Origin of the sequence: Brenneria goodwinii, from assembly GCF_002291445.1 — a bacterium.
Classification (GTDB): domain Bacteria; phylum Pseudomonadota; class Gammaproteobacteria; order Enterobacterales; family Enterobacteriaceae; genus Brenneria; species Brenneria goodwinii.
The window spans coordinates 1647095-1672093 of sequence record NZ_CP014137.1 but is presented as its reverse complement, the minus strand read 5'-3'; the positions used below and the strand labels follow the sequence as shown (position 1 = coordinate 1672093).

Genomic DNA, 24999 nt, shown 5'->3' with positions numbered 1-24999 from the left:
CTTCAGATATGCCAGGGAGCCCGGCGATTTACCTGCGGCCAGATTGGACTTTCCAACGTAGAGCAAAGCTGACGGGCCAGCGCGACAATACCCTGATAACCGGCGAAGGCGTGTTCCCGTTCCTGATTGATATCCAGAAATGGCAGACGGGCTTTATAAGCGGTATACATATTGCGCCCGCCGGCGATCATGATGTCGGCGTTATAGCGATAGGCGGTATCCAGCAGCAGACGGGCGTTGCCGTCCTCAAGCATGACGGCGCGGTCGCCCATCAGTTCGCGGATGCGGGCTTTATCCTCTTCGGTGGATTTTTTGGTGCCGGTCGCCACCACTTCCAGTCCCAGATCCTGCAGGGCCGACACCACCGACCAGGACTTTACGCCGCCGGTATACAGCAAGGCGCGTTTACCTTTCAGCCGCTGGCGATAAGGCGCCAACGCCAGATTGGCCGCCTGCTCTTCCTGAGCGATCAGCCTCTCGGTTCTTGCCTGTAAATGCTCATCGTCCAACAGGCCCGCCAGGGTACGCAGCGAGGAAGACATCTCCCGCACGCCGTAGAAGCTGCCTTCGAACCAGGGGGTGCCATAGTGCATTTCAAGATGACGGGCTACGTTAATCAGCGCGCGCGAACACACCAGCATATTGACTTCGGTACGGTGCAGGGTCTGAATCTCGGCAAAGCGGGCGTCGCCGGAGAGGCTGCCCAATACGCGGATCCCCAACCGATCCAACAACGGCAGCACATGCCAGAACTCACCGGCGATGTTGTACTCGCCTATCAGGCCGATGCTATGCCCCTGTGATTCGGGGATGGCGAAATCTTCCGGCCAGGGCGCGGGTTCGCGCTGACCGATCACCTTTTTCGCCACAATATCCCCCGCAATGCGGTTGCCCAGATTCTTGCTGCCATAGAATCCGGCGGCATCGATGGCAATCACCGGAACATGATTGACCTCTGCCGCGGCCCGGCACACCGCTTCGATATCATCCCCTTCCATTGCGGGCACGCAGGTGTTGTAAATAAACACCGCCGCCGGATGGTATCGTTCAACGATATGACGCACCGCATGAAACAGACGCCGTTCGCCGCGCCCCATAATCACATCCTGTTCGCTCATATCGGTGGTAAAACCCAGCCGATTAATTTGCGGTCCTGAACTGTGACTGCCGCGGTTATCCCAGGAACTGCCCGCGCAACCGATCGGCCCGTGCACCAGATGAGCGACATCCGTAATCGGCAACAGGGTGATCTGCGCGCCGTCAAACGCGCAGCCGCCCGCCGCCGTACCGGGTTGGGGGGCGCTGCAGCCGGATTTATGGCCGCCATTATGATCGCAGGCGGGCTGATCCATTAACGCCACTATCTCACTACTTCTCATGACTCACCTCGGCACGGTTAATGTGACTCCATGAGAGAGGTTGCAATTGGCGAGCCAGGTATTAATTGATTGATTTAAAATGAATTATAATTGTCGGTTGTACGACAAAACCAACAATGATTGTCAGCCGCGGCGCGATGGGAAAATAGCCGGGGAAGAAAATGGCGGGATGAAAAACGGCTGCCGGCGCCGACAGCATAAGATGCTGACATTGTGCGGTAAACGGAATATCTATGAGCAAGATTCAAAGTAAATACTATGCTTTTTATCGTATTCATTAGATTAATTAACAGGACAGACTGTCATGCAGGACTATGCAAACTCCGTAAGTTCCTCTCCCATTGATTCCCAAACGCTCATCCACACCCTAACCGGTATCGTCGGTAAATCTCATATCCTTACCGAAAAGAATAAAACCGAGCGTTATCGCAAAGGTTTCCGTTCCGGCCAGGGCGATGCATTGGCGGTGGTATCCCCCGCCTCGCTGATTGAACAGTGGAAAGTGTTCAAGGCCAGCATCGAGGCCGGACGTATCGTGCTGATGCAGGCGGCCAACACCGGTTTGACCGAAGGCTCCACGCCGAGCGGCGATGGTTACGATCGTGAAATTGTGATCATCAATACCCTGCGGCTGGATAAAGTCCAGTTGTTGGATGAGGGTCGACAAGTTGTCGCGCTGCCGGGCAGCACCCTGTGGCATCTTGAACGGGTACTAAAACCACTGGGGCGCGAACCGCATTCGGTGATCGGTTCTTCCTGTATCGGCGCGTCGGTAATTGGCGGCATCTGCAATAACTCCGGCGGATCGCTGGTTCATCGCGGGCCGGCCTATACCGAAATGGCGCTCTATGGCCGAGTTAACGAACAGGGTCAGGTAGAGTTGATTAATCATCTGGGGATCAATCTGGGTAACTCGCCGGAAGAGATCCTGACCCGCCTTGAGCGGCAACAGTACGGGGCAGAAGACGTTATCCATGACGATCGTCAGGCGTCCGACCATGAATATATCGAGCGTATCCGCGATGTGGATGCGGACACGCCCTCTCGTTTTAATGCCGACGAACGCCGTTTGTTTGAGGCCGCGGGCTGTGCGGGCAAGCTGTCGGTTTTTGCCGTCCGTCTGGATACCTTTCCGGCGGAAAAGTCCCAGCAGGTTTTCTATATCGGCACCAATCAGCCACAGGTGCTGACCGAACTGCGCCGCGATATTCTCGCCAACTTCAAAAATCTGCCGGTGGCGGGAGAATATATGCATCGTGATATGTTCAATATCGCCGAAATATACGGCAAAGACACTTTTCTCATGATCGACAAACTGGGCACCGACAAAATGCCGATGTTCTTCAATCTGAAAGGACGGATGGACGCTATTTTCGGCAAAGTGCCCTTCCTGCCGTCGCATCTGGTGGATCGCACCATGCAATTCCTCAGCCGTCTGCTGCCTTCCCATCTGCCGGAGCGAATGAAAATCTATCGTAACCGTTTTGAGCACCACCTGATGCTGAAAATGGCCGGTGACGGTATTGAGGAAGCGCGCCGCTGGCTGGAACACTATTTCCGCGACGTCGACGGTGAATTCTTTATCTGTACGCCGGAAGAAGGCGCCAAAGCCTTTCTGCACCGTTTTGCCGCGGCGGGCGCGGCGATCCGCTACCACGCGGTACATAGCAACGAGGTAGAGAATATTCTGCCGCTGGATATCGCCCTGCGGCGCAACGACCATGAGTGGTTCGAACACCTGCCGGCGGAATTCGACGATATGCTGGTACACCGGCTGTATTACGGCCACTTCATGTGCTACGTCTTCCATCAGGATTACATTGTGAAGAAAGGCGTGGATGTGCATAAAGTGAAAGAGAAGATGCTGGACCTGCTCGACCAGCGCGGCGCGGAGTACCCGGCCGAACATAACGTCGGCCATTTGTATCAGGCCAAACCCCAGTTGAAGGCGTTTTATCAGCAAAACGATCCCACCAACAGCCTGAATCCGGGCATCGGCAAAACCTCCAAACTGAAAAACTGGGGCTGCGGCTGTGGTGATGAACATCATTCGGGGGACTGAGGGATAATTGGTCGCATAACTTCCTTTAACAGGCGCAGATCGTGCGTTGAATTTGTCGCCTGTTCAATCGGCTATGATCGGCTTTCGATATAGACGGAAAAGGGAAAATATGGGGTTATCGGCAGGCGCTTTTGGTTAAGTCGTGATTAATGTATGATGCTCCAGGTTACATAACTATTTCATTAATGAGGGATCAGTTATGGCGAGAGCTTTTGTGTGTCTGGGAGACAAAACTAGTTATGGGATTGTGGTATTAGCGACTTATACCATTATCTTCCCTGACGGTAGCGTCGAAGCGGATATTACTCACGAGCAGGGGTACACCAGATGGCACTTTTCTGAAACAACTGACAATATTAATCTGCATATTTTAATGGATTGATTTATGCCAATTTACAATGTAAGCACCAGAATAAATTCTAATGTTTCTCCTGATTCAATTTTGTATGATTTGTGCATTTACCGGATGGATTCCGAGAGGAATAAATATATTTTTCTTGATGTAAAGCTACAACCATTGACGAGAAACTATGAAACGCAGAAGCATGCAACGCAGGAAACCAAAGACGCACTATCCACTATATATATCATGGAAGTCGTACTTTATCGGAAAACCATGTTGAAAACGATATGTGTATCTCCAACATCTTTCAGGAAAATGTATACATTGAAGGAACTGAGTATGAATAAAGCATATTCAGAAATTAAGCGTGAAAACCCCTGCTATTTTGAAACAGCCGGACAACTTCGGCCAGTCAGTGAGGGGGATAATACAAAACGTTTAAAATTATCCCTACCTGAGAGAGCATTCATTGCCAAAGAGTATCCAGTCGGCAGTTATCTAGATCCTTTCGAGAAAAATCTAATCGAAGATCAGATACAAGCCCGATTTAATAAGATGAACTACCCTACTCAAGGATGGGGAAGTTTATGTGGGCCCGCCGCTTTATTTTATTGTCTCCAGATGGATCGCCCTGACGTTTACGCACAAACAGCGCGCGATCTGTGGCTATACGGAAAGGCAAAAATAGGAAGATTAGAAATAGCTCCGGGTGATGAGTGTCGTCATCCATCAGGCCCATTCTACGATACCACGTCCCAGATACCATACCCTATGATTTTAGGAGTGGACTGGATAACACTGGCAAGCCTTAGGGATTCGGAAAATACGATTCTCAGTTATGATTCTGTTAGTTCCCCAGTAGCCGGAGTAACTATGTCGAATGCATTGTCTGAGTGGTTTGAAAAAATAGGCTATGAAAAAATCTTTGACAACGTAAGTATAAATAGAATACAGACTCAGGAAATAGCATTATTAAACAGCTATATTAAAAAAGGATGTAAAGTTATTACTTTAATTTGTGATAATTTGTTAGTTAATGGTTCGCCCAACCCTATTATTTACCCAACTCATTGGGTTGTATGGGATGGGGAGGCGAAGGTAAACAATGGTTACGTGTCTCTTGATTTATTTTCTTGGGGACAAATTCAAAGTTATGTAAGACCCAATATGACAATGGACATGTTTGCTAGTCGAATTTTTGGAGGCTTGGTTTTTAAGCCATTGATATAATAATGAAAAAACATTATTACATATTTGCATCTTTGTTTCTTTCCGCATGCAGTGCCAATCTGTCGTTTATGCCAGCGGGAGATCGTTTGGATGATGCTCAGGTGGGTAAAGTATATTCATCAAGAATAACCATTGATGGTGGTCATGTCATCCACCTCCCAGATATTATCCCCTTGGAGCCAAGTGATTCTGGCTTACTGGCGACGCCGTGTAAATTACCACATGAAAAAACAAACAAAAATACAAGATTGTTTGTAGATTATAATTGTGTGGATATTAAAGGAATCCCAGTGATAGCTGGCGAGATCAAACTTAATTTAACTGGTGGGGTAATTGGCGGAATGTATACCAAGGCAACGCCATTTAAAAAGGTTTTTATTATAAAAATAAAACCACAGTAAAAATGATACGAACCTTGTCATGATGACGGGAGGGCGACTTATATGCCCGCCCGCTTTCAGGTTAAAAACCGAATTGCCGCTGTTGTAGCGGATCACCTTTTCCCGGTCGTTCCAGATTTATTTTCCCCTAGGGAACGCAGGCAAGCCCGCCTCAGGGCGTTTCGAATATGCCTAAATTGTACCTGATGAGTTTTAAAGGCCGCAGTCATCCGCTGACGATATTGGACAACCATTCCCGAACATATGTTCACCGTGTCCCCGGTCTAAACAGGAAGGTCGGGGTGGGGTTAGATGCAGAAAATTTGTCAACAGTCTGACGGGCACGGAACGCGCCCGTTGGTATCAGGGATTAAGGATGGTCTCGATCTGTTGACTGCTGAGCGAGATACCGAAGAAGTCATGGTAAAAATCATACGTCTCTTTTGCCATATCGATATCGGTAAAACGCTGGGGATAGAGTGTCTTTGCCAGCCACAAGATTTGCAGCGCGGCTTCACTGGTTTCCCGGCACCACCAAAACAGCCCTTGCGGATTAGCGTAAACCCGCTGATGCCGCACGGCGGCAGTGCCCTGCCAGGCGGACGACTGACGGATGTCCTGCGCATCCCGGCTATTCATCGCGATGATGACTTCCGGATCGGCGGCTATCACTTTCTCCAACGGCACCTCGCCGGAACTGTTTTTCTTGATGGCGAACCATGATTCCGCCACGTTGCGCGCGCCGGCCAAATCCATCCAATCCTGATTCAGCGAGGGACGCCCGCTGGTCATCAATGGGCTGCCCATACTGTGATAGACCGTTATCCGTTCCGACTCCGGCAGATCGTTAAGGCGTTGTTGGATCAGCGCGACATTGCGATCAAAATAGCGCTGGTAACGCTGATCGACCTGTTCCGCATCCGGCCCTAACGCCTGGGCCGTGAGGGTAATCCGTTGACGCAGCGCCGCCATCGAATTGGCTTTCAGCTCCAGCGTTTTAACGCCGGCCTTGGCCAGCATTTCCGGCTGAGATAACCGCATATTCTGCGGAATAATCAACAGTTGGGCCTTAAGCGCGATGACTTGTTCGGGATTCACTTCATGGCTGCTGCTGACGCTGATGGCCGGCACCTGGTCAATGCCCGGGTAGATTTGGCGAAACAGCGGAATGCGTTTTGCAATTTCCGAGGTGCCGACAATGTTGTCGCTATAACCCAGCATGGCGATAATGGTGTTTTGCGCCGGCCAGGGCGTCGCCACCCGGATGTCGCGATGCCCTTCGCCTGCCGACAGCGCAACGCCGGGAAGCATCAGCACCGCGACAATCAGGGCGGAAACATATTGTCGAAAAAGATTATACATGGCGATCCGGTGTTTCCCTGTAGGGGAAACACCGCTCCTGTTATCAGAAATCGAAGGTCACAGAGGCGCGCACTTCACGCCCCGCTCCGGGGAAAGCGCTGGCGGAACCACCGCCGCCGTTGATATCCGACGGGAAGATCGAGGCCCAGTAGCGCTCATTAGTGACGTTATTGACCGACACCCGGAAGGTAGTGGGAACATTGCTTAGTCTGGTGGTATAGCGAGTTCCCAGATCAAGCGTGGTATAGCTATCCGCCCAACTGCTGTTGGTGTCATTGGCGGCTCGTTTGCCGGTGTAGTGGATATTGGCGCTGTACACCCACTCCGGCATCGACGGCAGACTGTATTCCATCAACAGGTTGGCCTGTACTTTGGGCACGCCCACCACGCGTTTGTTGCTGGTGTCGTCAGACACGGTGTTTTTGAGCGTCGGGTCGAGGAAGGTCACGCCACTATAGATATTCAGCCCTTGCCACAGGTTACCGCTGGCGGTCAGCTCCAGCCCCTTATTCACCTGATCCCCCTGCTCTTTGTAGACCATATCGGTCGGATCGGTATAGGCGAACGGACGTTTGAGACGGAACAGCGCCGCCCCAAGATTCATGCCATTTACATCCGCTTTCAGGCCGATTTCATACTGCTGGCTGCGGTAAGGATCGAGGGTCTGCCCTTCATTTTTGACGCCGCTGCCCGTCGGCGCGGTGTCCCCCTGCTCCAACGAATCCGCATAGCTGATATAGGCCATCACGGACGGGGTGATTTTATACATTAGCGCCACGTTCGGACTTAATCCGTCTTGGTTAACCTGGCTGGTTTTACTCTTCTGGCTGTTGAAATTTTGCGTTTCCAGCCAGCTCTGGCTCAGGTAGAACATGGCCGACCACTGTGGATTAAACGTCACCGTATCGCCAATGGTAATGCTTTGTTGGGTATTATCACTCCCCTTATAGCGGGCGCCGTTGGTACGGATCTTCCCGTCGCCCGGCTCCTGCATAGAGGTCGGGTCATAATAGTTGGACGTTCCCAGGTTATAGCGTTGGCTGGCGCCTCTGGCGCTGTAGATCGACCAGACGTAGCCGGTGGTGGAGAACGCCAGATCGTGGCCGATGCTGCCGGTATCCGCATGGCCGTTAAGCGTGACGGTGTTGCTCCACACCCGGAAACGCCCGGCGGCGGGGGAATCATTAATGGCGCGGGTGATGGTTCCCGCATCGTTGGTAATCGTATTTGAGACCGTGCGCATGGCCCGATCCGCCTGCGTCCAGCCGACCCCGGCGGTGAGATACCAGTCGTTGTTGAAATAGTGAATCAGGCGGCTGCTGACCGTATCGGTGGTCAGATCGTTGCCGGTGGTGGGCAGCGTGAAGTTTTTGTTTTTCGCATCGGGGGCATTCGGCAGCTTTACGTTTGCGCCATAGCTGAAACCGCCGACATAGCCTTTTTGCAAAAATTCGTAATGGCTGGCATCAAGCTGGAGCTGCGTACCGGGCTGGATATTCCAGTCCAGCGCTATAGAGGCCAGCTTACGGCGCAGCGTGCTGTCGTCGACATTGCCTTCCCCTTCTTCGTCCAGCAGATTCAGGCGATAGCCAAAGCGATTTTCATCATCAAATTGTCCGCCGAGGTCCACGTGGCCGCTGTAGGCATTGCGGCTTTGATAACCGAGCGTAACCTTGCGCAACGGCTGTTCCGTGGGGCGTTTCGCCACAAAATTAAATTGCCCCGCCGGGCTGGCCGGGCCGTACAGCGCGCCGGTCAGGCTGTTGAGAACATCCAACCGCTCCAGCATTTCAACCGGAAAGGCCGTGGTGGCAACAATATTCAGCCCGTCAAGGCGACTGTTGGCCACTACGCTGCCCTGCATTCCGCGGCTCTGCGGGCGACCGACATCCATCCCGCCGCGCGCCTGCATCTGCGTACTCGGCGCATATTTCAACAATTCGCTGACGCTTTTCGCCTGCTGATTATCAATCATCTCCCGGGTGACGGTATTGGTGGAATATGGCGTATCGATCCAGTTCTTGTTGCCAATGGGACCAAGGTCAATATCCGGGGTGACGAAACCGGCGCCGGCCTTGGTATCGGACGTTACGCCGGATGGCGCGGTGGCCGTCACCACGATCTGATCTTCTTTGGAGGGGGTGGTGTTTTTGTCCACTGATGAGGAAGTCGTATCAGCTGGCGTTGCTGCCACCGTCATTCCAGGCAAGGTCGCTAGCATGGCGGCCAGAAAGGTTTTATTCATTGTGCACACTCACGCGTCGTTATGTAAAAATTTATATTACGACGGTAAATATTCTTGTTTTCTGATATGCATCAAGAGTTAGTTGTGATGAAAATAATTACTCTCTTCATTATTTACTCATTTATCAATTAGTTAAATTCAGACGGCGTAAAAAAGAAATGGCCGCGGGTAGACGGGGCGTGGCAGAATTTGCCAGCCCCTAGACATGAAAACGTTATGGCGGTTGCGGAGAAACAAACTAGGTCTGATGATCGGGGAACGGCGCTTGTGGCATCCCTTTACTCTTCGCGTTTTTTAAAGTCGGGGATATCGGTAGAGAATCTCGCGCTGATGGCATCGCGTTCATAACCCTGACGTTCACACAAAATGCCGTATAGCTCAGGCCGGCGCCCATGGATCCACCTTCTCCCGGTAGACATGGGAAGCAGACTTAAATCAAGATCGGCACAGACCATGGCGTCTTCGAAAGAGCCGGTTTCTGAGACAACACGGCCATAGGGATCAAGGATCATGGCGCTACCCGTACGAACCTCTCCGTTATCCAGGCCGACGCCATTGCTGAATAGAATAAACATACCGTTATCATGCGCCCGAGCGGGTAGCCAACGCATCAGCCAACCGCGTCCGCTATCACCGCGAAATGCCGTTTCCAGGGCAACGGGATCTTTATCCCTGTTTTCCCAGAGTGCGGCGGGAATAGGCTTCATACCATAGGGACTACGGGAGTTCGTGCCGCCCGTCTGGTGCGGCGCCAGCAGGATATCCGCACCAAGCAACGCCGTGGCGCGCGCGTTTTCTACCAGATTGTTATCCCAGCAGATAAGAACCCCTATTCGCACGTTCCATGGGGTGTCAAACACCGTAAAACAATCGCCTCTGGCGATAGCCGAGTGCTCAAAAGCATGCAGTTTACGATGCACATGAATATTGCCGTCCGGCATACATACCGCGTAAGCGTTATAGAGCCGCCCATCGTTTCCCCGTTCAATAAATCCTGCGCCTATCGCCATCTGGTACCTTTTCGCCAACACCGTGATACGGGCTAAAGACGGACTGACATCAACCCGTTCAGACAGTGCCGTCACCTCCTCAATGCTAAGGTCGGGAACATGCCAGTAGCCGGTAATGCACATTTCAGGGAAGGCGAGAATTTTAATACCCTCGCGCGAGGCTTGGTGAACAAACGATTCAATAAGTGAAAGGTTATATTGCTTATCATTGGCTCGATGCCAGAATTGGACTGTTGCAACCCGCAGATGCTGTTTCATTAGGTTTCTCTCCGATTGGAAACTGGTACCAATTTCACCATCAAAGAGCGAAACTGAATAATCACAATTTTTCCGGATTTGATAAATGGCAGGAATGGACATAAAACTGTTGCGGGCATTCGTTACGTTGGCTCAGCAGGGGCGTTATCATTCCGCGGCTGAAATGCTGTGTCTGACGCAACCCGCATTAACCAAGCAGATTCAGACCATGGAGCACCTGATCGGCGTGAATCTGTTTGAACGTGGGCGTCATGGCGCGAAATTGACCGTCGCCGGTGTGCAGCTTTACGCCAAAGCTTGCGAATTAGTGGCGCATTACGACGAGTTTCAGGAATACGCGCGCAAGGTACAGAAAGGCGATGTGGGCAAGCTGGCGCTTGGGTTTGGCATCTCGTCATTTCAATTTGCCCCTGCGCAGGTTATCGCTTTTCGTGAACAGTTTCCGGATGTCGAGATATCCCTGAACGACATTCCTTCCGACGTGCAGTGCCGAATGTTACTGGACGGACAACTTCAGGCCGGATTTATACGTCTGCCCGTGCCTGAGCCGCTGAAAGCCAGGGTCGTGATGGAAGAATGGATGGTACTTGCCGTCCCTTCAAACATCGGTGCGAACCCGGCGAACATCCAGTCTGTACTTGAGGCGAATCAGCTCTTGCAGATCAATCCGCAACGCGGGCGTGGTCTGGTTGAACAAACCGCCCGTTTTCTCACAGAAAATAATCTCACTGCCAGAACGGTGTCTGATGCCGATGATATTCATACCATACTGTCGTTAGTCGCGGCGGGAAACGGCGTGGCATTGCTCCCCGCGGGCGTCAGCCATTTTCTGCCTGCCGGCGTAACGCTTGTGCGGCCAGAAGGAAAGCACACGCAATGGCGGATTGGGATTGCATGGAATCCGGCAGTGCAGGATTTGCTGCGGGATAAGTTTTTACACATGGTGCCTGCCATTGCCTGAAACCAATGAGGCGAGATGAAGCAAACGCCCGCTTGCGGTGCCGCTATCCATGTAAGAGTGATAACCGTCCCCTTATCGACGTTCGTCATGATGACGGGCGGGCGATGGAGTTGTCCGCCCGCCATCAGGTCAAAAACCGAATTGCCGCTGTTGCAGCGGATTATCTTTTCCCAGCCGCTTCGCCAGCCAGGGCGGCATATGTTCGGTAATCATGCCATGCAGCGCCTGTAGCTGCTCGTCAATGGTGGTCGCCGGGGGAACTTTGATCGGGTGGATGTTATGCCGGATCACCCTGGCTGCCGCAGGCCCGCCAATCGACTCGCAAAACAGCAGGTGACAGTCGGTCAGCAGGCGCAGCCGCCCTTCATTTCCCTCCTCTCCTTCCAGCGGCTGATAGCGCCGTAATCCGCTGAGGAACGGTCCTTGCCGATCCCAGGCGTAAATAAAGAACAGACGGCATTGACCAAAGTGGCCGTTAATCGTCAGACCGTTGCTGGAGGCGAACGCCACCTGTAGCTGTTGCCCCTGTTTGCGCTCGGGCTGTGTAGTTAAATGAGGAGGCAGATTACCGTGCAGGCAATCCATGATTTGCTGCCAGCGGGCGACGGTGAGTACGCTATTATCCACGGGCACATGGCGGGATAACTCATCCAGCGACAGTGCGGACAGGCGTTCTAGCGTCAACGCCTCATCGCAGGTGGTTTCCAGCCAGTTGATTAACGTTGCGGGTGCAATTTCCGGCAGCAGTTGCGCCAGGGCAAATAGCCGCCAGAAGAGTAAATCGTCCCGAGTCAGGCTCATGAGCATCTCCGGTGTTTATGCGACCATGTCAGCCATGATCGATCATTAGTTTTCATATTTTTTGGCACGTAAGGTGACGGGCAAAGTCGGTTTTTCGCTCAACGGCGCAACAAACCACGCTTGTCCCCCTTCCAGTTCGATGCGGCCTCCCCAGTAGTCGGGCCGGTCGAATTCCAGGAACGTGACTTTGGCTTCCAGATCTTTTTTGGCGATGTAACAGTGCATGCCGTCAGCACGCTGACGAAGAATGATGTTGGCCATACGTCCTCCTGTGGAGCGGAAAAAACGCGCGGGTTCTGTCTGGTAAACATTGACGCCCCTTCCCGACCTCCCCCTTGCCAGGGGAGGCGTTAACGGCGTTAGCGAACCAGGTCATAGCCGTAATCGGTTTTACCCAGCACCATCGTGTCATCGTCGAGTTTTTCCAGAATGGCGTTCACCAACGTGGTCAGCATCGTCATTGCGCCTTCATAACCCCAGGTAGATGCCCGGTGTAAATGGTGGCGATCGAAGATTGGGAAGCCGATGCGAATCAGCGGAACTTCAAACTGCTCGCCTTTGGCTTTGGTGTCGCGCTGAATAAACTTGCCGTATGAGTTGCCGATCATGAAATCTGGCTGACGAGTGAACATCAGCGAGCGAAAATGCCACAGATCGCAGTTGATAAACACCTCGCTGTCTTTGCCATACGGTGATGATTCCAGCAATTTATTCATCGCTTTCTGCCAGCGTTTGGAACCGTTGTGACAGAGGATCACCGCCGGCTCGCAGCCCAACTCCATCAGAAAGCGGGTCAGGCCCATCAGGAAGTCGGGATCGCCATAGATGCCGAAGCGTTTGCCGTGCAGCCAAGTATGGGAGTCCAGCATCATATCGACCAGGCGGCCGCGCTCAAGCGTTAACGCCTCTGAAACAGGTTTTCCGGTCAGTTGGCTTATGGTCATCAAAAACTCATCCGTCCCTGCCAGCCCCATCGGGATGGCGACTTCGGTGCAGGGCTGTTGCCACTCTTCTTTTACCGCCTTTTTGCTTTTGACCAACTGCCAGGGTTGCAATAGCAGCGTATCGATGGCGTTGGGCGCATCGCGCATTTCGGCCTGTGTGGTGCCGCCGGAATACAAGCGATAGTGGCCGTCGGCCGGGGTGTCGAGCACTTCGGAAGGGTCGGACAGCAGCGAGCATGGCACATCCATTTGCGCCATCATGCGTTTCAATACCCGGTAATTGCCGAGATAGGTTTCAAAGCCGGTAACCAGATTAATTTTGCCGTTGCTGCCGACCTGATATCCTGCGCCGCCCTGGGTAAAAGTGCGGGCGAATCCTTCGAACATATTATCCCAGCCGGTCACGTGGCTGCCGATAAAGCTGGGGGTATGCGCATAAGGCACTTCAATGGTTTCAGCCACAAAGCCGTCTTTTTTGGCGTTGCTGATAAAAGCCTGTAAGTCATCGCCGATGACTTCCGCCATACAGGTGGTGGAAACCGCGATCACTTCCGGTTTATATAAGGCGCTGGCGTTCTGTAATCCCTGATTCAGGTTGTTATTGCCGCCGAACACGGCGGCATCTTCCGTCATCGAGTCGGAAACGCAGGCCACCGGCTCTTTAAAATGGCGGTTAAAATAGGTGCGGAAATAGGCGACGCATCCCTGAGAACCGTGTACGTAAGGCAACGTTTTCTCAAATCCCAGCGCACAGAGCACGGCGCCCAGCGGCTGGCAGGCTTTCGCCGGATCAACGGTCAGCGCCTCGCGCTGAAAATTCAGCGCTTCATATTCGGGGGTGGTCGTCCATGCAAAAACCTCTTGCACACGCTCTTTGCTGTGCACCTCTTCCAGCTCGCTTTTGCTGGCGAATAACGCCTGATATTCCGGCTGTTCAAACAGCGGATAACAGGGTTTTACTTTCTCGGTATTCTGGCTCATCGTCTTCTCCTCCCGCGCCACAAATCGGTGAACTAACGGGATAAAGGTATCGTCAGGCCTCAGGCGGATTTCAGCCAGGGCGCCGTTAACTGCTGCCAACAAGGGTTGTTCAGCGTCATGTCCATATCGCGGGCGAAAATCGCAAAACCGTCATAGCCGTGATAAGGACCGGAATAATCCCAGGAGTGCATCTGCCGGAACGGCATGCCCAGTTTCTGGAAAACATATTTTTCTTTGATGCCCGACCCCACCAGATCCGGTTTTAATCGTTTAACGAACTCTTCCAGTTCATAGGTGCTGAGGTCGTCAAACAGCAGCGTACCGCCCTTAAGATCGGGCAATGTGCGGTCATAGTCGTCGTTATGGGCGAATTCATAACCGGCGGCCATAATCTCCATGCCCAAATCTTCATACGCGCCGATCACGTGACGAGGACGCAACCCTCCCACATACAGCAGCACTTTTTTTCCTTCCAGACGCGGACGGTATTTGGCGATCACCGCTTCCGTCTGTGCCTGATAGCGGGCGATCACCGCTTCCGCATTGGCCTGAATGGTACTGTCGAACTGACTGGCGATTTTGCGCAACGAGGCCGCAATTTGCGTGGGACCAAAAAAGTTGTACTCCATCCAGGGAATACCGTATTTCTCTTCCATATGGCGTGAGATGTAGTTCATCGAACGGTAGCAGTGCACCAGATTGAGCTTCACCTTGGGCGTTTTTTCCATTTCCACCAGCGTGCCGTCGCCGGACCACTGGGCGACCACGCGCAGCCCCATCTCTTCGAGCAAAATGCGCGAGGACCAGGCATCTCCGCCGATGTTGTAATCGCCGATAATGGCGACGTCATACGGCGTGGCGGCAAAAGGTTGATCGTCACGGGCGGGCAGAACCCAGTCGCGGATCACGTCATTAGCGATATGGTGCCCCAGCGACTGGGATACCCCGCGAAATCCCTCGCAGCGCACCGGGATCACCGGTTTGCCAATGTCCGCTTTGGCTTCGCGCGCCACCGCCTCGATATCATCGCCGATCAGTCCGACCGGGCATTCCGACTGAATACTGATGCCTTTGGTCAGCGGGAACAGCAGTTCCAGCTCATCAATCAGCTTGCGCAACTTTTTGTCGCCGCCGAAAACGATGTCTTTCTCCTGAAAATCTGAGGTGAAATTCACCGTGCCAAAGCTGTCGATGCCGCTCATGCCGGTGTAATAATTACGCCGTCCCGCTCGGGAGTATTGACCGCAGCCGATCGGGCCGTGAGAGATGTGCGCCATATCCTTGATTGGCCCGAAAACCACCCCTTTTGAACCGGCATAGGCGCAGCCGCGGACCGTCATTACCCCCGGTTGAGACTTGCGGTTGGAAATAATACATTTGCCAACCGACTCCATTCCCGGTTCCACGGTCATGATATGTTTGGCGCGCTCTTTCCGCGTTCTGTCCGGGAAGACTTCGAGCACTTCCTGAATCAACGCCTGATTCTGTTGCATAATGGTATCTGTCATGTGATGTTCCTCAGGCGGACTGGGCCTCTTCTGCCGCGGTTTTACCGATAATCGCTTCGTCCTCTTCATTGAGGATGCCGAACTCCATCAACAAGGCTTCCAACTCATCCATGGTGACCGGCGTCGGTACCACCATTTTGGTGTTGTTGACAATCTTATTGGCCAGCGTGCGATATTCGTCGGCCTGTTTGCAGGTCGGATCGTACTCAATCACCGTCATGCGGCGGATCTCAGCGCGCTGCACAATGTTGTCGCGCGGAACGAAGTGGATCATCTGGGTGCCCAGTTTTTCGGCCAGCGCGATGATCAGTTCATCTTCACGGTCGGTCTGCCGGGAGTTGCAAATCAGCCCGCCCAGCCGCACTTTCCCGGACTTGGCGTATTTCACTATCCCTTTGCAAATGTTGTTGGCCGCATACATCGCCATCATTTCCCCGGAACAGACGATATAGATTTCCTGCGCCTTGTTTTCACGGATGGGCATGGCGAACCCGCCGCAGACTACGTCGCCCAGCACGTCATAGAACACAAAATCCAGATCGTCTTCATAGGCGCCCTCTTCCTCAAGGAAGTTGATGGCGGTGATCACTCCGCGCCCCGCGCAGCCAACCCCCGGCTCCGGGCCGCCTGACTCGGCGCAGCGCACGCCGCCGTAGCCGACCTGCAACACATCTTCCAGTTCCAGATCTTCCACGGAGCCCATTTCGGCGGCCATTTCCATAATGGTGTTCTGCGCTTTGGCATGCAGGATTAAGCGCGTTGAGTCCGCTTTGGGGTCGCAGCCGATAATCATCACTTTCTTCCCCAATTCGGCGAGCGCCGCCACCAGGTTCTGCGTGGTAGTGGACTTACCGATCCCGCCTTTGCCATAAATCGCACACTGACGTATTGCCATGGTGTATTCCTCTTTCACAGTGAATGTCCTGTTTATATTGCAGGGTACATACCACTCGCGGAGAAATAGATAATTATTTGATAGATAAAGATAAAAATGATTTTTGTTTTAGGGCGTAGCGAAGGGTTAAGGACAATAACGTGACTAATTGTTGTAAAAGAGACAAAAGTGACAGAAGTCGGTCTGAGGAAAGCCCACGCGCATGCAATTTGCAGTATGACGCGTATATTGGCCTGCTTCTATTGGCCTGAGAGGGAAATGACGATGATTCTCGCTGGTTAGCCTCGCGGTAACGGGTGGGTATTGAAAGTAATGTCATAAAGACAAAAGCGAGGCGAAACGCTAGGATTTACTCAGACAATTAACATTTACCGCAATTATGCAACACCATCTTCCGAGATCTGGTTGCATCCCGACGCGAAACGTAATCATGAAAAGAAAACGTATCCTGATCCCTCTGATTATCCTGGTGCTATTTATCCTCTATCTCAACCGCGATGCGCTTAATCCTTTCGCGCCTGATTGCAACAATATTCCTGCCGGAACGCCCAAACCGGAGGTATGCAACAAGCCGGCGAAAGTGGTGGCGCCGGGGTTTGAACTCTAGTGATGAACGGCGCATTGGCTCGCAATCCCCTGTATCGCGAATGCGTGCTCTATCTATCCGCTAACGCCATGCCAGGCGCCGGCTATGGCGTTTAAAACGCCGCATGATAGTGAGCCTGGCCTTGTTGCATTTCACTTATCATAAAATCCAGAAAGGTCTGCAACGGTTCCGAATGCGGTTTACCTGCCATGGTCTGTATCTGTATTGATCGCTGGTCGAGTTGTTTAATCGTTAATAACTTAAGGCGGATAGGATCCTGTAAATATTTATACATCACTGAGTAGAAGCTACAGGCGGTCACCGCCCGCGGCGTATTCAGCGCATAGTAATAGAGCGTGGCGAAGTTATTGCAGCACAGCGCGGGTTCCAGAAAGATTCCGCTCATGCGGCACGAGAGATCGAACAACTGGCGCAGCGTGGTGGAAGGTTCCGGTAATGCTAGCGGAAATTCATGTAAATCAGAAAGTTGAACCGCCTTTTCAGCCAACGGATGCTGAGCTGACATCAGTAACATCAGCGGCGCGGGCAGTGATATTTCTACGTTAACGCCCTGCTCCGGCGCCAGCGCGAATTGCAGGGCGATATCCACCTCGCCGTTGCGGATCATCTGGGATACCTGCATTGCCGAACCCACCTTAAGGTAAAACGTGGTATCGGCGTGCCGTTGCCGAAAGCGGGAAAATAGCGTCGGCAGCAAATCAAACGCGATGCCTTCGGTGCAGCCAATCCTCAGCAGAGTATGGCGGCTGGCTTTTAGCCCCTGAATTTCCGCCATCGCCAAATCCATATCCATCATGCTTTTACGCACATGATTTTCCAGAATTCGTCCGGCATCATTGAGCACCATACCGCGGGCATGGCGCTCAAACAGCGGCACGCCGACTCGTTCTTCCAATCGCTGAATTTGACGACTGATGGCCGAAACCGCCACAAAAAGATGCTCGCTGGCGGCGCTGAGGGAACCGGTGGTCGCCACAACCAGAAAATAACGAATCTCGGAACTGTGTAGCATGATGATGGCTCGTCCTGGGTCAGAATAAAGTATAAGGTTTATATTAAAAGCAAAGCTCGCTTGCAAATTTCATTATTGTTGTAAAGGTTGTTTTTCCTTTAACTGTCCGTCACTTCAGCTTTTATTCGTTAAGGAAAACTATGACCCGCGCAGATGTTATTCAACAAGCGTATGACCGCTTCGATCGCGGCGATGTCAAACATATTCTGGCACGCCGTATCGCCTATGCCAGCGAAAGTCAGAATCAGGATGGCGGCGACATACTGCGCGCCTACCTGGAAGAAGAAATCCGCCCATCGCTCCAGGCCATGGGGTTTACCATCACTCTGGTTGAACATCCGCTTTATCCGCAGGTTCCCTTTTTGATCGCCGAACGCATTGAGCACCCCGATTTGCCTACGCTGTTGTCATACGGCCATGGCGACGTCGTGTTTGGCGATAAACAAAACTGGCGTGAAGATTTGCACCCGTGGGTATTGGTTGAAGAGGATGACCGTTGGTATGGCCGCGGCAGCGCCGACAACAAAGGCCAGCACACCATTAACCTGATGGCGCTGGAACAGATTTACCGGGCGCGGGGCAATAAGCTGGGATTCAACTGTAAACTGTTGTTTGAAATGGGTGAAGAGATTGGATCGCCGGGATTGGCCGACATCTGTCGGCGTTATAAACAGCAACTTGCCGCGGACATTTTCATTGCCTCCGACGGCCCGCGTCTTAATGCCGAAAGGCCGACTTTGTTTCTCGGCTCTCGCGGTTGCATCAATTTCAGACTGAGCATTCATGCGCGTAAACAAGCGTATCACTCGGGAAACTGGGGCGGTTTGCTCAGTAATCCCGGCACGCAACTGGCGAACGCCATCGCCAGCCTGGTGGATGGCAAAGGACGAATGCGCATCGAAACGCTGTTACCGCCGGCATTGACGCCATCAATGCAGCGTATTCTCAGCCAGGTTGCCCCCGGAGGCAACGCGGGCGATCCTGACATTGATCTTCAGTGGGGCGCAGAGGGACTGACGCCCGCCGAGCGTTTATTTGGTTGGAATACGCTGGAAGTGCTCTCTTTTATTGCCGGCGATCCCGACAAAACCGTCAATGCGATCCCGGCCTGCGCAACGGCTCTATGCCAACTGCGTTTCGTGGTGGGTACCGACTGGCAACGGTTGGCCGCACATCTGCGCCAGCACCTGGATAAGCATGGTTTCGATAACGTGAAAATTGAAATGCTAAACGCGTCGCCGGCCACCCGCTTCGATCCTGAAGATCCGCTGGTAAACCGGACGCTGGAGCTAATGAGGAATATTACCGGCAAACAGCCGGCGCTATTGCCCAATCTGGGCGGGTCGCTTCCCAACGATGTCTTTGCCGATATTCTCGGGCTGCCAACCTTATGGATCCCCCACTCTTATCCGGCATGCGGACAACATGGGGTTAATGAACATTTATTGAAATCGGTGGCGCGAGAAGGATTGGCCATCATGACCGGGCTGTTGTGGGAACTGGGAGAACGGACTCACTGAGACTGATAGCGGCGAGGTCATTCGCCTCGCCTGTGCGTATCGGTTTATTTTGCCTGCGCGGCTTTCATCCATTCAGGCTTCTGAAATGCGTGGAACATGGATGCTTCGTCATCAAAAAACGCGGCAAACTGCGGTGATTGCACGGCGGCCTTCAGGTCATGGGCAAAAGGTTTGTCGGCGTCTTCCGTACGCACCACAATCATATTTTTCAAATCCTCGGGCAACACATCCAACTGAATGGCATCAGACAGATTCAGTCCGGCGGAAATGGCAAAGTTGGCATTGATCAACGATCCGGTGACGCCACCTAACGCGCGTGGCAGCTGCGCCGCTTCCAATGGTTTGAATACCAGCCCTTTAGGGTTTTCTGTGATATCCCGCAGTGAGGCCTTGGTCGGCGTAATATCCGGGTTAATCTTGATCAGACCGTATTTTTGCAGAAAATCCAGCGAACGGGCCAGGTTGGACGGGTCGTTCGGCAACGTAACCACATCCCCTGCTTTTAGTTCATTCAGCGAGCGCACCTTGTTGGAATAAAAACCCATGCTGGCCGTCGGCACGGTAATCACCTCGGATAATTTTAATCCTTTGTCCGCGCTGAATCTGTCCAGATAACGGCGATTTTGAAACAGATTGGCCTCTATGCTTTTATTCGCCAGCGCCAGATTAGGCTGGATATAGTCGCTAAACTCACGCACTTTGACCTCATATCCCTTCTTGACCAGCTCTGGTTTAATCGCTTTGGTGACCATATCGCCATAAGGCCCCGGCGATACGCCGATGGTGATTTCTTTCGTCTGTTCAGCCGCCAGAGTCTGAGATATTCCCAGCGCCAGTAATAATGGAATAATTTTTCTTAATATCATTATGCGTTCCTGTCTATCCTGTCTGAGTAGCGTTATAGGTTAATTACGGCTTGCGGCGGTAAGTGCGTACGGCCTAATCATAGCCGATACAAAAAACACTCCCGCCTCAATCCGTTTAATGCGAGTTTTCTCTGGTATTGGAATTATTCGCCTTGCTTAAAATAAAAAGCACTCCTGCTCGTAACAATATTTTTCATATAACCGGGGATTAATGTCGAATCCAATACCCGGCTTATTCGGTACGGCAACACAGCTGTCTTGATCTATTTCCACCAGTGGCAGCATAAAGTCCTCATGCCAATAGCGGGAAGAAGGAGGAATATCGTGAGCGTAGACAAAATTGGGTAAGGTAGATACCGCAATATTGTGCGCTTTCCCCACGGCGGTATCCAACATGCCGCCACACCACACAGGAATATTATGTTCCTGACAATAATCGTGAATCAGTATGGTTTCGGTAATGCCGCCGACACGGGCGACCTTGATATTGATAATCTTCGCACTGCCCAGCTCAATCGCTTTGCGTGCATCCTCGACAGACGCAATACTTTCATCCAGACAGATCGGAGTGGCGATGGCCGCCTGAAGCTTACGGTGATCGACGATATCGTCATGCGCCAGCGGCTGTTCAATCATAATAAGATTGAATTTGTCGAGACGTTTAAATAAGTCGATATCATCCAGCGTATAGGCTGAATTGGCATCGGCCATTAGCGTAATATCGCCAAATGCTTGACGCAGCGCCAGAATATAATCGTAATCATGGCCGGGCTTTATTTTTATTTTTATCCGCTTGTAGCCGTCACGTAGAAATTCATCAACCACGCTGACCAATTCATCAGGCGATTTCTGAATACCAATACTGACGCCGGCTTCAATTTTATTTCTCTTGCCGCCAATAGCCTGATGCAACGGAATGCCTTTTATCTTGGCGTAAGCATCCCATATTCCACCTTCAATCGCCGCTTTGGCGCAATTATTTCGTTTAACCGCTGAAAAAATATCCCTTACTTGCGAAGGATGCTGAATATCACCGGCTTGTTTAATCATCGGGATAAGAAAATCGCGCATGATATGCCAGGCGGTGATATTGGTTTCTTCATTATAAAACGGCAAGGAGATGGCGGAACAGTCGCCGTATCCGATATGGCCTTCGGCATGAACTTCGGCAATGGAAAAGTATTTTTCCGTTTGTGTGGCGAAGCTGGTGGTAAATGGCGTTTTCAACGTCATTTTCATTTTTCGTAAAACAATTTTATCGATTTTCATGACATAGTCCTGCGTGTAGTCTGAATGCGGCGACATCCCCATTCATAACACAGATAATCGTGCTGAAAACACCGTCAATCCCCGTTATACTTCAAGTACATGTGCGTTGGCTTCCCTGTTAGGATAATTCCATTTTCCTTATATTTCCCATACACATGGAATATAAAATATGTTTATAAATCAATTAATAATAAAAATAATATGGCGGTTAAATTAGATAGAAACAAGCTTTGCGTCAATGATAAAAAAAGCAAATTAACTTTGCTTTTTTTAGAAACCTGTCGGCAATCATTATTGTCGGATAAAATCACCGGCTAATTTTAGTTGCTTGATTTTATTGTTTTATTTTTTGCATACCAACAAAAGTCAAATCTCGTCAACAAGCGCGGGAATCTGTCATTCAAGGCTGATAATCTTCATATTCCCAGACAAAGACGCGGGAGAGTTTTTGCGCTATTACAGCCGCAGCCCCAGCCAGCACCTTAAGGGCCACTGGCTGGAAGCCGCGGGATTTGGCACGGAAACCGTTGAGCACGGGCAACTGTTGATACGTATTGTGGCTGAATGACAGATAAAAAAATCCCGGCCTTTTTAGGGGCCGGGATTTGGTCTTTATTTCAATAACCTGAGTAGTTCATTGATTAGTTCGGAAGCATCATGTTTATAGTCTGATTCCCAGCGAGTTTGCCAGTCCATAGAACGTCCTTCATTTTCCCATTCGGATAAGGCAAGTGCGTTAACGATTTCCAGCTCAAACCATATCTGCCGGTAATCTTCCCTGCTTTTTTCATCCTCAAAAAGTTCACTAAACTGAGGCAGATCTTCCGCATAACTGACGAACTTTGCAAAGCTAACAACGTCATTTAGCGAGCTAAACGCATATTCACAGATAGCATTCTTTTTATTTGTCGCCATATTTAACCGTTACCACTCTTCCAGATTCATTCGTTACCACAGACACTTTACTTTCAGGATCAAAATGTACTGTTGTTCCACTTCGGCTGGGTGTCGATTTCCCATTCTTAATCGTATTTTCGACAACAGAAGGGGTTATTCCTCGATCCTGCATTCTGTCTAAGGCATGTCCTGAATATTCCCGATTACTTATTGTACCTGGTTGATTTCTGACAGGTTGATAAGTTGGATTACTGGGTTGATTCATCGGATTGCGCTTACTTCCCATAGGGAGAGTTGCAGATACTTCATCACTGGCTTTGTTAAGTAATCGGGATGCTTCAGCAACATCCCCTTTCTTCAGCGCCGTTTCTGCCGCTTTAATCGCCTTGCCCGCCGCATCACCGGCTCCCGGTATCAGCCCTACAGCCGCAACCAGATAATCCAGCGCACTCTGCGCTTCCGCAAAGCCCTTAATATCACCAACAACAGGAACAAAGTCTAAACCAAAACCGGCAGCACCTTTCAGCAACTCATCACGATGTTCACTTATCTTCGCCGAACACGCTTCTGCACTCATTCCAGCACAGTTCTTAGCCTTGAACTCCTCAACGGCGGCTACGAGTTGCTTCTGCGCGTTCTGATACTTCTCTTCCTGTGACACCCCAGAGACTTTGTTCTCAATAATGTCACTCAGCGCATTATTCTCAACAACAACTTCTTCCGTTGCGAAGTCAGCCGTCGAACACCACTTTTCCCTGTGCCGTCAGCCAGTTACAGCCGGATTTTCCTGATGCATTTCGATAACCGGACACTCAAGCCCCGATACGCGCTTTTTCACCCCGGCACGCTACCGCCCCGCCGTGACTTTGCCGCCTGCAACCGCCACATCATAGCAGCGGCGCAAGCCGCTGCCATTAGTCGTTTAGCCGTTGAGCCGGGTTTTATCGCGGCGCGAGCCATTCCGCAGCTTGCCTGTGGGACGGTGAAGCGTCTGCCGGGTGCGGGCTGGCGAAGCCCGCAGGTGAACGGGATCGTTATCAGTCAGGGGATATTTATTAAACAAGGGATTATTTTTTAGTCAGATAATCAAGCACGAGTTTATTGATCCCATCACGTAATTGATCCTCATTAAGCTCATATTCTTCACGATCATCATCAGGATTATACATATCAGCCAGACAAAAAGTGCTCGATAACAGTTCGCTTAAATGATCTTCATCTTTTTCAAGAAGATTACCATCTCGTTCACATTTCCATTTGGACATATAGCTGTCAGCAAATTCATCTGCTGTTATTTTTTTTTCAATAAAGCTATCAATATAATCTTTAAGATAAATGCTCATCTTAATGTTCCGTTATTAATGAAGTTTTCGTATTGCTTCGTTTGCGGATCAAGCTTCCAGCCACTGACAAAATTACCTGATTTATCAACAACTACAACATTATTGGTTTGCGGATTGAAAAAAACCTTTGATTCAGGAACTAATAAATAAGTTCCATGCTCGTAAGTTGTTTTATTGTCCAAGTGGGATTTGATCGCTGTTTGATATTCTGCAATTGTGTCGCCATTTTTTCTGGTCGTTGTCACATCAAAGTCAGCAGCGTGTTTGAATTTCTTGTCCAACTGTTTCGTACTAAAAGCAACGCTTTCAGAAATAATACCAGTGCTTACATTCGGCACTTTCTTGCCTGGTAATATAATCCCGGCCAGCATCCCCCCGGTGGCTTCCAACGCTGCCTGATTGCCCTCAGATGCCTGTTTGATTGTATCGGCAACCGCTGACCAGGTTTCGCTCTGGATCAACGCTCTAACGCTGTCCGCTACCGCCTGGTTTTTTCCGGCCAGATCATTCATAGCCGTTGCACAGTAGCTGTCTCCGGCTGCACATGAAGCCAGCGCCATCGCCGCATCAGCAACATAGTCTGCTGAACCTATTGTTGTGTCTTCGGCATCAGCAATGGCATTTATGATCCCGTTAGCAACAGAAGATGTCGTTCCTTCACCCAGCTTATCCCGGATCTGGTCTTTCCAGTATTCAGCGCTCTGCTTAACGGACTCCCGCGCCTTATCTCCAGCCAGCGAGTTATTCTCAACAACAACTTTTTCCGTTGCGAACCCAGCCAGAGAATACCATTTTATCCTGTGCAGTCAGCCAGTTACAGCCGGTTTTGCCTGAGGCGTTTCGATGCCCACCTCCAGACCTCGATACGCACTTTTTCACCCCGGCACGCTACCGCCCCGCCGCACCCCAAGCACGTAAGAGCGTGGTCGGTTACCGCACCAACGGCGGCAGACCGAACCCGTTGCCGCAACTGACCATCAAGGGAAGATGGCTGGAGCCGCTCGGATTCACTTCCGGGCAGAGGATCGAAGTGATCACCGAGCCAGGGTAGTTGATCATCCGGCTGGCGGCTGAAGCATAACTGGCTGACATATAAAGTAAAATCCCGGCATTGAAGCCGGGGTTT

The 24999-nt window shown here is 51.4% G+C and carries 25 protein-coding genes; 9 read left to right on the top strand and 16 right to left on the bottom strand.

Going from position 1 to position 24999, the window contains the following annotated elements; all coding sequences use genetic code 11:
- Nucleotides 1–2: 2 nt before the first annotated feature.
- Nucleotides 3–1379, bottom strand: coding sequence for a nitrogenase iron-molybdenum cofactor biosynthesis protein NifE (gene nifE / locus ACN28R_RS07435; RefSeq protein ID WP_048638829.1), 1377 nt, complete (start codon nucleotides 1377–1379; stop codon nucleotides 3–5).
- 304 nt (nucleotides 1380–1683) lie between these two features.
- Between nifE and dld the strand changes: the two genes are divergently transcribed.
- The 3 genes from dld (at nucleotide 1684) to ACN28R_RS07420 (ending at nucleotide 5415) form a co-directional block, all read left to right on the top strand.
- A complete protein-coding gene (gene dld, locus ACN28R_RS07430; protein ID WP_095834060.1) occupies nucleotides 1684–3441 on the top strand; it encodes a D-lactate dehydrogenase in 1758 nt (585 codons plus the stop codon).
- A 682-nt stretch (nucleotides 3442–4123) separates the two neighbouring features.
- The gene (locus ACN28R_RS07425; protein WP_231604215.1) at nucleotides 4124–5014 is read left to right on the top strand and encodes a hypothetical protein; all 891 of its coding nucleotides are present in this window, start codon (nucleotides 4124–4126) and stop codon (nucleotides 5012–5014) included.
- A gap of 2 nt (nucleotides 5015–5016) precedes the next feature.
- Entirely contained in the window at nucleotides 5017–5415 is a 399-nt protein-coding gene (locus ACN28R_RS07420) for a hypothetical protein (RefSeq protein ID WP_048638824.1), read from the top strand.
- Nucleotides 5416–5757: 342 nt separating this feature from the next.
- On the opposite strand, the gene ACN28R_RS07415 is transcribed toward ACN28R_RS07420, so the two are convergent.
- From ACN28R_RS07415 to ACN28R_RS07405, 3 genes are all read right to left on the bottom strand, one after another.
- Complete coding sequence (locus ACN28R_RS07415) at nucleotides 5758–6756, bottom strand: ABC transporter substrate-binding protein (protein WP_095834058.1); 999 nt, start codon at nucleotides 6754–6756, stop codon at nucleotides 5758–5760.
- 43 nt (nucleotides 6757–6799) lie between these two features.
- The gene (locus tag ACN28R_RS07410; protein WP_095834057.1) at nucleotides 6800–9001 is read right to left on the bottom strand and encodes a TonB-dependent siderophore receptor; all 2202 of its coding nucleotides are present in this window, start codon (nucleotides 8999–9001) and stop codon (nucleotides 6800–6802) included.
- Between the two features lie 278 nt (nucleotides 9002–9279).
- Nucleotides 9280–10269 (bottom strand): nitrilase family protein, encoded by a 990-nt coding sequence (locus ACN28R_RS07405; RefSeq protein WP_095834056.1) that lies wholly within the window; start codon nucleotides 10267–10269, stop codon nucleotides 9280–9282.
- 94 nt (nucleotides 10270–10363) lie between these two features.
- Here ACN28R_RS07405 and ACN28R_RS07400 point away from each other — a divergent pair, with 94 nt between their 5' ends.
- A complete protein-coding gene (locus ACN28R_RS07400; RefSeq protein WP_048639942.1) occupies nucleotides 10364–11230 on the top strand; it encodes a LysR family transcriptional regulator in 867 nt (288 codons plus the stop codon).
- Between the two features lie 129 nt (nucleotides 11231–11359).
- On the opposite strand, the gene ACN28R_RS07395 is transcribed toward ACN28R_RS07400, so the two are convergent.
- From ACN28R_RS07395 to nifH, 5 genes are all read right to left on the bottom strand, one after another.
- Complete coding sequence (locus ACN28R_RS07395) at nucleotides 11360–12025, bottom strand: NifB/NifX family molybdenum-iron cluster-binding protein (protein WP_183096767.1); 666 nt, start codon at nucleotides 12023–12025, stop codon at nucleotides 11360–11362.
- Nucleotides 12026–12076: 51 nt separating this feature from the next.
- Nucleotides 12077–12292, bottom strand: coding sequence for a putative nitrogen fixation protein NifT (nifT, locus tag ACN28R_RS07390; protein WP_095834054.1), 216 nt, complete (start codon nucleotides 12290–12292; stop codon nucleotides 12077–12079).
- Between the two features lie 98 nt (nucleotides 12293–12390).
- Nucleotides 12391–13956, bottom strand: a complete 1566-nt coding sequence (gene nifK / locus ACN28R_RS07385) for a nitrogenase molybdenum-iron protein subunit beta (protein ID WP_048638819.1) — start codon at nucleotides 13954–13956, stop codon at nucleotides 12391–12393.
- A 59-nt stretch (nucleotides 13957–14015) separates the two neighbouring features.
- Nucleotides 14016–15464: a nitrogenase molybdenum-iron protein alpha chain gene (nifD, locus tag ACN28R_RS07380; protein ID WP_095834053.1), complete on the bottom strand. Its 1449-nt coding sequence runs from the start codon at nucleotides 15462–15464 to the stop codon at nucleotides 14016–14018.
- A 10-nt stretch (nucleotides 15465–15474) separates the two neighbouring features.
- Nucleotides 15475–16359 (bottom strand): nitrogenase iron protein, encoded by an 885-nt coding sequence (gene nifH / locus ACN28R_RS07375; protein ID WP_048638817.1) that lies wholly within the window; start codon nucleotides 16357–16359, stop codon nucleotides 15475–15477.
- 430 nt (nucleotides 16360–16789) lie between these two features.
- On the opposite strand from nifH, the gene ACN28R_RS07370 reads away from it, so the two are divergent.
- On the top strand, nucleotides 16790–16966 hold the full coding sequence (locus ACN28R_RS07370; RefSeq protein WP_183092132.1) for a hypothetical protein: 177 nt from the start codon (nucleotides 16790–16792) through the stop codon (nucleotides 16964–16966).
- A 91-nt stretch (nucleotides 16967–17057) separates the two neighbouring features.
- Here the strand turns inward: ACN28R_RS07370 and ACN28R_RS07365 are convergent, their stop codons facing one another.
- Entirely contained in the window at nucleotides 17058–17978 is a 921-nt protein-coding gene (locus ACN28R_RS07365; protein ID WP_095834052.1) for a LysR family transcriptional regulator, read from the bottom strand.
- Between the two features lie 140 nt (nucleotides 17979–18118).
- Between ACN28R_RS07365 and ACN28R_RS07360 the strand changes: the two genes are divergently transcribed.
- Nucleotides 18119–19498 (top strand): M20 family metallopeptidase, encoded by a 1380-nt coding sequence (locus ACN28R_RS07360; protein ID WP_095834051.1) that lies wholly within the window; start codon nucleotides 18119–18121, stop codon nucleotides 19496–19498.
- Nucleotides 19499–19542: 44 nt separating this feature from the next.
- On the opposite strand, the gene ACN28R_RS07355 is transcribed toward ACN28R_RS07360, so the two are convergent.
- Together ACN28R_RS07355 and menC are read right to left on the bottom strand one after the other, a co-directional pair.
- Nucleotides 19543–20364 carry a MetQ/NlpA family ABC transporter substrate-binding protein gene (locus ACN28R_RS07355; protein WP_095834050.1) on the bottom strand — a complete coding sequence of 274 codons (822 nt, stop codon included), beginning with the start codon at nucleotides 20362–20364 and terminating at the stop codon, nucleotides 19543–19545.
- Between the two features lie 156 nt (nucleotides 20365–20520).
- On the bottom strand, nucleotides 20521–21633 hold the full coding sequence (gene menC / locus ACN28R_RS07350) for an o-succinylbenzoate synthase (protein ID WP_095835757.1): 1113 nt from the start codon (nucleotides 21631–21633) through the stop codon (nucleotides 20521–20523).
- Between the two features lie 448 nt (nucleotides 21634–22081).
- Here menC and ACN28R_RS07345 point away from each other — a divergent pair, with 448 nt between their 5' ends.
- The gene (locus ACN28R_RS07345) at nucleotides 22082–22201 is read left to right on the top strand and encodes a SymE family type I addiction module toxin (protein WP_236840201.1); all 120 of its coding nucleotides are present in this window, start codon (nucleotides 22082–22084) and stop codon (nucleotides 22199–22201) included.
- 44 nt (nucleotides 22202–22245) lie between these two features.
- Here ACN28R_RS07345 and ACN28R_RS07340 read toward each other — a convergent pair whose 3' ends face one another.
- Together ACN28R_RS07340 and ACN28R_RS07335 are read right to left on the bottom strand one after the other, a co-directional pair.
- Complete coding sequence (locus ACN28R_RS07340) at nucleotides 22246–22548, bottom strand: hypothetical protein (protein WP_095834049.1); 303 nt, start codon at nucleotides 22546–22548, stop codon at nucleotides 22246–22248.
- Nucleotides 22535–23191: a DUF4258 domain-containing protein gene (locus tag ACN28R_RS07335; protein ID WP_095834048.1), complete on the bottom strand. Its 657-nt coding sequence runs from the start codon at nucleotides 23189–23191 to the stop codon at nucleotides 22535–22537. Before ACN28R_RS07335 ends, ACN28R_RS07340 begins: the two co-directional genes overlap by 14 nt.
- Before the next feature lie 129 nt (nucleotides 23192–23320).
- On the opposite strand from ACN28R_RS07335, the gene ACN28R_RS07330 reads away from it, so the two are divergent.
- Nucleotides 23321–23608: a hypothetical protein gene (locus tag ACN28R_RS07330; RefSeq protein ID WP_095834047.1), complete on the top strand. Its 288-nt coding sequence runs from the start codon at nucleotides 23321–23323 to the stop codon at nucleotides 23606–23608.
- Here ACN28R_RS07330 and ACN28R_RS07325 read toward each other — a convergent pair.
- Both ACN28R_RS07325 and ACN28R_RS07320 read right to left on the bottom strand, forming a co-directional pair.
- Nucleotides 23598–23873, bottom strand: coding sequence for a colicin immunity domain-containing protein (locus tag ACN28R_RS07325; RefSeq protein ID WP_095834046.1), 276 nt, complete (start codon nucleotides 23871–23873; stop codon nucleotides 23598–23600). The genes ACN28R_RS07330 and ACN28R_RS07325 overlap by 11 nt on opposite strands.
- Entirely contained in the window at nucleotides 23870–24433 is a 564-nt protein-coding gene (locus ACN28R_RS07320; RefSeq protein WP_236840200.1) for a colicin D domain-containing protein, read from the bottom strand. The genes ACN28R_RS07325 and ACN28R_RS07320 overlap by 4 nt, the downstream gene beginning before the upstream one ends.
- Nucleotides 24434–24795: 362 nt before the next feature.
- Between ACN28R_RS07320 and ACN28R_RS07315 the strand changes: the two genes are divergently transcribed.
- Entirely contained in the window at nucleotides 24796–24924 is a 129-nt protein-coding gene (locus ACN28R_RS07315) for a SymE family type I addiction module toxin (protein WP_236840199.1), read from the top strand.
- The last annotated feature ends 75 nt before the right edge of the window (nucleotides 24925–24999 follow it).